Genomic DNA, 6,136 nt, shown 5'->3' with positions numbered 1-6,136 from the left:
GGAAAGCGAAGCACCTGGAACGGAAATCAACAGGCCCCCTAGCAGGGGCAATTTTAATAAAATCGGCCATTCAATTTCCATTAAAATAAAAAATTGCCGAGAAATATACCCTTTCTCGACAATCTGACGACAGTTACCCTGTCGTCATTAAGTTTTCTTATTATATATAAGCTCGTTAGTGTTAGTGCATTTTTCACAATCTTACCTAAATCCGATATCATACGGTCTATAAAAAATAATGAAAGAGAAAAGGAATCAATAAAACTAAAATAGAACCTATACCAAAAACAGATATCACTTTTATCATGCCTTTATTTTTGTCTTTTTTCAAGATAACACCACCTATACAAATGTAGTTAACTTAAAAAGTATATTATATGTTTTATAAATTAATTCTAGCATCTAAACTGTGGTTAGCGAAACAAGAAAAAGAGTCGCCTCCACAGCCCCTTATTGAACTCTTCACCCTTTAGTTTAAGTGCAATCCTTCACAAACTTTCCTCATAAAAAAGAGCTGCCGTCAGCAGCTCCTATGACATCGCAAAAAAAACGAAGTAAATGTTAGTCTATAGTATTTTCCAATTTCCTCTTTTTATGTTGCATACTCCATTCGTGCATTGAATCTAAAATTGGCTTCAATGTCATTCCATACTCAGTTATAGAATATTCCACTTTAGGTGGGACTTCAGGATATAACTTTCGATTTATGAGCCCCTCCTCCTCTAATTCCCGTAATTGATTTGTTAGCATTTTAGGGGTAATACCTACCAGTGCTTTTTTTAATTCTCCATATCTCATTGTGCCTTCCGACATTAGATACAATAAAATAATGGGCTTCCATTTCCCAACCAGGATGGAAAGTGCATCGTGTACGTTACAATATTCAGGTTTTATTTTCATCTTAACCTCCAATAGTATCTTTTTGGATACTATATCTCCTCAAAGTGCATACTTCCTAAATAAATTATAATAGTTTATTATGACCATGAAAAGGAGGCAAAAAATATGAATACCGAAAATATTAAACGTCGTGAAATAAAAAAAGTATGGACAGTAACCGAACAAAAAATAAGCAATATTCATACCGCAAGTCCTATCCTTGCACCTGGCAACTGGGTAGATTATGACCCGTTCTTATTACTAATGGAAGATAAATTTCAAAAAGGAGCATTTAGTGAGCATCCTCATCGTGGTATAGAAACCTTAACATTTATCATTGACGGAAGGCTTAATCATTATGACAATGCCACGGGGGCGGGTGGAATCCTAGAAAAAGGGGACCTTCAATTTATGACTGCTGGTAGAGGAGTAATCCATAATGAATCACCACTTGACGGTGAAACAGTTCATCTTCTTCAGCTTTGGGTTAATCTACCTCGTAAATATAAAATGGTAAAACCCCGTGACCAAAATATGCACGCAAAAGACATGCCTGTTCGTGAGGAGAATGGTGCTTTAATAAGGGTATATTCTGGTTCGTCAGGAAATATTGTATCTAATACACTGAATTACGCATCTGTCACATTTGTAGAAATGATTTTGGAAAAAGGTGCATCCGTTATTCAAGACCTTCCTGGTACCTATAATGGCTATATTTATGTATTAGAAGGAAGTGGCACATTCGGAGAAAATCAAGTCGAAGCGAAAAAAGGGCAAGCGATGTGGCTAGGTTCCGCAGATGCTGAGAATGTGAGTAGTATTCATGTTTCTGCAAACGAAAACTTACGACTTGTTCTGTTTGCAGGTGAACCTATCAAAGAACCTGTAGTAGCATATGGACCTTTTGTAATGAATACAGAAGAAGAAATACGACAGGCTTATCGGGATTATCAAGAGGGAAAATTTGAAACTCCAGCAGATTAAGGGATTTAAGATATAGTTATATAAGTATTGGAGTAACTCAACAACGAACAAATTAGATAAAGATAATTAAGGAAGAGGAACAAAAGGTGTTAGGATTAGGTTTATTGTTAATACGTTTAGTAATTGGATTATCCTTCATGGCTCATGGAGCCAAAAGTTATTCGTCTCATTTGATAGTGGAGGAATAAAAGTATTTGGGGAGCATTTTGAAAAATTAGGTATAAAACCAGGTGTAACAATGGCTTTACTCGCTGGATTATCCGAATTTATAGGTGGTGCTTTGTTTACTTTAGGATTATTAACACCACTTGCAGGCATTGTAATTGCTGGAAGCATGGTTGTAGCGATTTTAAAAGTTCATGGACCAAATGGATACTGGCTTACAAAGGGTGGATATGAATACTGCCTTGCTATTTTAGTTGTTGCAATTGGTGTAGCACTAACAGGTGCAGGACAATATTCACTGGATGCTATATTATTTTAAATTACATCCATTTTTAATGGCATTTTTTTAGAATAACGAATCAGACGCTCAGAAGCTAATTCTGGGCGTTTTTTGTAAACCGTATTAAGTGTGTCTTGGTAAGACAGTGACATTCCTTCTTCAACTCCCCCTTTTTAAAAACTTTGACCTCATCTGAACAACACTCTCCACTATTTCATTAATTTTTATGATTAGAATTCCTTACACAGATTTCTCTTCATTGGTTTGGTTCCAACTATTAGGAATTAACAATAAAATGCCCAAGATTAAAACAATTAAAATTAGCCAAGGAACTTGCAATACAATTGAGTCTGTAAGCAATGTTAAACTAATTATTAAAAGTCCAAATAACCTGTTCGTAAACATCCCCCTTTCAATCTTTAGTTTATAAAGCATTCAACAAGAATAAGCGTTAATCCTTTTTTAGATTAACGCTCCTGTTTGTTTGAGTACATTACTTCACATTTTCTTCTTTGTGTTTTTTCGGTTTTCTTTTGGTTTTCTCATTAGGACCAATAATGCTATAACAAAACAAATCATAAGAATGATATTTAGGCCCCAACCGAAACTATTAACATACTGCATTCCCCTTCCTCCTTAGATATGTTTTGTTCACTTTAGCATGATTAATGTAAGAGTTGGTTGTTTTCTACAAAAGAAGATAAAACGTTACAATTTTTTCTATCAAAATACGTTTGCTGTAATTCCCATAATAAAACACCACCCTTCCCCTATTACAAAATGTAGAGAAAGGACGGTGTTTGTTTTTCATTATTTATTTTCGTCAAAGTAAGTTAATGTAGTAATACCAATGTTTTAGCTAAAATAGCATTCCTTATCGAAGGAATGCCCGCTATAGTTTAAGTACAATACTTCACAATCTTTTTTTACACATCAATAAACTCAACCCCTTATATGTGTTGTCTATGCAAAATGACGCTTTCTAGAATAAACTACTTCATCAGTCTTATGCTAAAACATTAATCCCATATCTTAGGGCGGTCAATCCCCATTGTTCTCATATAGTCTAACATCTGCCCTGTATGAATAGATTCGTGATAGGCGATACGCAAAAACATATCCCCAAGTGTTCTTACATAACCTACGTCAGAACGGTCGATTACTACATTTTCTAAATCGTTTATACTACTTGACTTTATGTATTTCAAGAATTCTTCACGATAGGGTTGAGCAAATGCAATTTCATCATCTACTGTTGTGAAATCTTTTGTCTCAAATGGATTAGTTAAATTAGATAACGCTTTACTACCTCTTCCAATAAGAATTTGGTGATAAAGAAACTCACTTTCTAATAAGTGTCTAATCATTTCGGCACAAGTAAGAGCATCTTCATCGGGTTTCCAATTTAACATTTGATCGGGTATTGCTTTCCATACTTTTATACTTCTACGTCTAACTTCTTCAAAATTAAAAATTATTAAATCATTAACTTTCATTTTTTAATTCCTCCCATCACGTTTCCACTATTTTATCACGTGAAAACTTCGGTTATAATCGAAGTATAAATGTAATTGGAGGAATGACAATGGGAAGTAGGCCTGATTTTTCGTACGTTGCAAAACTGATGGCTGATTCATCTAGGGCTGCCATGTTAGAAGCTCTCCTTGGACTTGACGGTCTTCCGGCAAATGAGTTAGCGAGGAAGGCAAATATCTCATTGCAAACAGCGAGTGGCCATTTAGCGAAATTAGTAGAAGGAAATCTGATTCGTGTAGAAAAATATGGTCGCCATCGCTATTTTCGTCTAGCTAGCTCTGATGTCGCTCAAGCGATAGAAACGTTGACTGTTATTGCGCCATCCCCAAGTATCAATTCCTTGAAGGATTTTTCACGTTTGGAGAAGGTTCGTATTGCCAGAACTTGTTATGACCATTTGGCTGGAAAACTTGGGGTGTTATTGACTGAAGCCTTCATTGAGAAAGGCTATTTGGAAGAGGGTGAAGTTGATTTTCTTGTAACGGATATGGGAGAGAAATTCTTTCATGATTTTGATATTGATCTTGATGCTTTAAGAAATAAACGAAGATATTTTGCTCGAAAGTGTCTAGATTGGAGTGAAAGGCGTTATCACCTTGCAGGGTCTTTAGGAAATGCTGTTTTAGTAAAGTTGTTAGATTTACGTTGGATTGAAAAGCTCCCTGATAGAGCTGTAAAGGTGACAAAAACAGGAAGAGTTGGATTATATGAATCCTTGGGGATTACGGATATCCAAATGTAATTAGGTCAAATGAGCGCCGTCCTTATTCCAGAATGGCGCCCGATTGTTGAATTCCAAAAGTGTTTCTATTGGTGATTTAGTTCAACTAATTATTTATCTGATACTAAAACGCTGTGTTGAACTTCTTGTTATTCTTTTCCACCATATTCTAAAATATTTAAACCCTCGGATGCTTCTGGTGCTTCAAAAAATTTAGTAACATGAATAAACGTCGCTTCCGTGTCAAAAGCTGCTCTTTCGGGTTGTTCATTACGCCTTTTTACAATTTGACGTAAGCATTGCTCGTTATTTAAATTAAGGAAAATTAGTTGATGGCTTGCATTGACCTCTGACGCTATATCCAAAAACCACTTTCGCTGTTTTTGAGTGTTACCTGGAAAATCCATCACTACATCTGTACCAACACTTAATATACTTTGGACATGCTTTTTCACCATCGGCTTGAGCTGCGCTGAGAATTTTAGATAGTCCTCAAATGATGTGATCTGATTGGGATAAAGTGATGAAAGCCATTCATCCTCAGATAAAAGTACCGCATGTTTTTCTATAGCCAATTGTTTTGATTTAGTTGATTTTCCTGCTCCCATTTTTCCACAGAAAAAGTATAGAGTCCCCAATTGTTTCATATTTTTATCCCCCCGGACTTGTTATATTGGTTATTAGAAATAGTAACTATTTTCTTTAAGTATGGTTATTCAGTTTCAAATATTCAATATCTAAATCGGGTCTTTTAATTTTAAATTTAATTTTTTATGTTATAGGATATAAAGATCCCCTAAGACCTAGCTTATTTTAACCTTTATTCAAGAATATGGCCCAATTATTGAACACAAGTTTAACATCGATCTTCAACTTAACTGCCCCTTTACTTCAACAAGAAAAAAGCATCCCTTAATTAAAGAATGCCCCATTTAGTTTAAGTGTGACTTTCACTAAATTACGTTATATATATATTTCTTACCAGTGTACTTGAAGTTTATTGCCATTTAAATCAAAAAAGTGGAAATAGGCATGTCCATTATCCTCTTTTATATCCTCAACCTTAACACCATTTTCAATAAGGTGTGTATGAAATATAGATAATTCTGGACTTGTAAAACCAATACTAAACGCTGGGACATTACCTATTGTAAAATGTGCAAAGGTATCATCTTCAGTAGGAACTAAGATAAGTAAAAAAGGTCCCTCATTAACTTTTATAATGGTAAATGGATCCTCAGTAATGGTTAATAATTGAAGCCCTAATATATCTCTATACCATTGTGCAGACTGCTCTAAATCTTTTACGGGAATTCTAATATAATGTACTTGTTCAATAAATGATTTACTCATAAAATACCTCTCCTTTATTTAGTACGGTATATCAAGTAATTCCTTTTTTATATCCCTTTTCCCTTCTAATTTATTTGAACTAAACTGCCCCTTCGTATTATAAGGTTAACCAGAATGCTAAATATTTCTGGTTGACCTTATTTATTTTGGTCTTATTATATCAGTAGCCAGGGTAGAACGTAACTGCCCGTGGGGCTTTGACCCCGTCAGCTAAACGG

General features: G+C 34.8%; 6 protein-coding genes and 1 pseudogene. 3 read left to right on the top strand and 4 right to left on the bottom strand.

Features of this window, described 5'->3' with window-relative positions; translation table 11 throughout:
* Nucleotides 1-561: 561 nt before the first annotated feature.
* Entirely contained in the window at nucleotides 562-900 is a 339-nt protein-coding gene (locus M3234_RS28550) for a winged helix-turn-helix transcriptional regulator (RefSeq protein ID WP_262307909.1), read from the bottom strand.
* A 105-nt stretch (nucleotides 901-1,005) separates the two neighbouring features.
* Between M3234_RS28550 and M3234_RS28545 the strand changes: the two genes are divergently transcribed.
* Together M3234_RS28545 and M3234_RS28540 are read left to right on the top strand one after the other, a co-directional pair.
* Entirely contained in the window at nucleotides 1,006-1,863 is an 858-nt protein-coding gene (locus M3234_RS28545; protein ID WP_262307908.1) for a pirin family protein, read from the top strand.
* An 86-nt stretch (nucleotides 1,864-1,949) separates the two neighbouring features.
* Nucleotides 1,950-2,347 (top strand): annotated as a pseudogene (locus tag M3234_RS28540) (DoxX family protein).
* A 980-nt stretch (nucleotides 2,348-3,327) separates the two neighbouring features.
* Here the strand turns inward: M3234_RS28540 and M3234_RS28535 are convergent.
* Entirely contained in the window at nucleotides 3,328-3,804 is a 477-nt protein-coding gene (locus M3234_RS28535; RefSeq protein ID WP_262307907.1) for a DinB family protein, read from the bottom strand.
* A gap of 89 nt (nucleotides 3,805-3,893) precedes the next feature.
* Between M3234_RS28535 and M3234_RS28530 the strand changes: the two genes are divergently transcribed.
* Nucleotides 3,894-4,586, top strand: coding sequence for an ArsR/SmtB family transcription factor (locus tag M3234_RS28530; RefSeq protein ID WP_262307910.1), 693 nt, complete (start codon nucleotides 3,894-3,896; stop codon nucleotides 4,584-4,586).
* Nucleotides 4,587-4,714: 128 nt separating this feature from the next.
* On the opposite strand, the gene M3234_RS28525 is transcribed toward M3234_RS28530, so the two are convergent.
* Together M3234_RS28525 and M3234_RS28520 are read right to left on the bottom strand one after the other, a co-directional pair.
* The gene (locus M3234_RS28525) at nucleotides 4,715-5,212 is read right to left on the bottom strand and encodes a P-loop nucleotide/nucleoside kinase family protein (RefSeq protein WP_262307906.1); all 498 of its coding nucleotides are present in this window, start codon (nucleotides 5,210-5,212) and stop codon (nucleotides 4,715-4,717) included.
* Between the two features lie 331 nt (nucleotides 5,213-5,543).
* Nucleotides 5,544-5,918: a VOC family protein gene (locus M3234_RS28520; RefSeq protein WP_262307905.1), complete on the bottom strand. Its 375-nt coding sequence runs from the start codon at nucleotides 5,916-5,918 to the stop codon at nucleotides 5,544-5,546.
* Nucleotides 5,919-6,136 lie beyond the last annotated feature (218 nt).

Origin of the sequence: Neobacillus niacini, assembly GCF_023715785.1 — a bacterium.
GTDB classification, from domain to species: Bacteria; Bacillota; Bacilli; order Bacillales; family Cytobacillaceae; genus Neobacillus; species Neobacillus niacini_E.
This window is presented reverse-complemented; position numbering and strand designations above follow the sequence as displayed.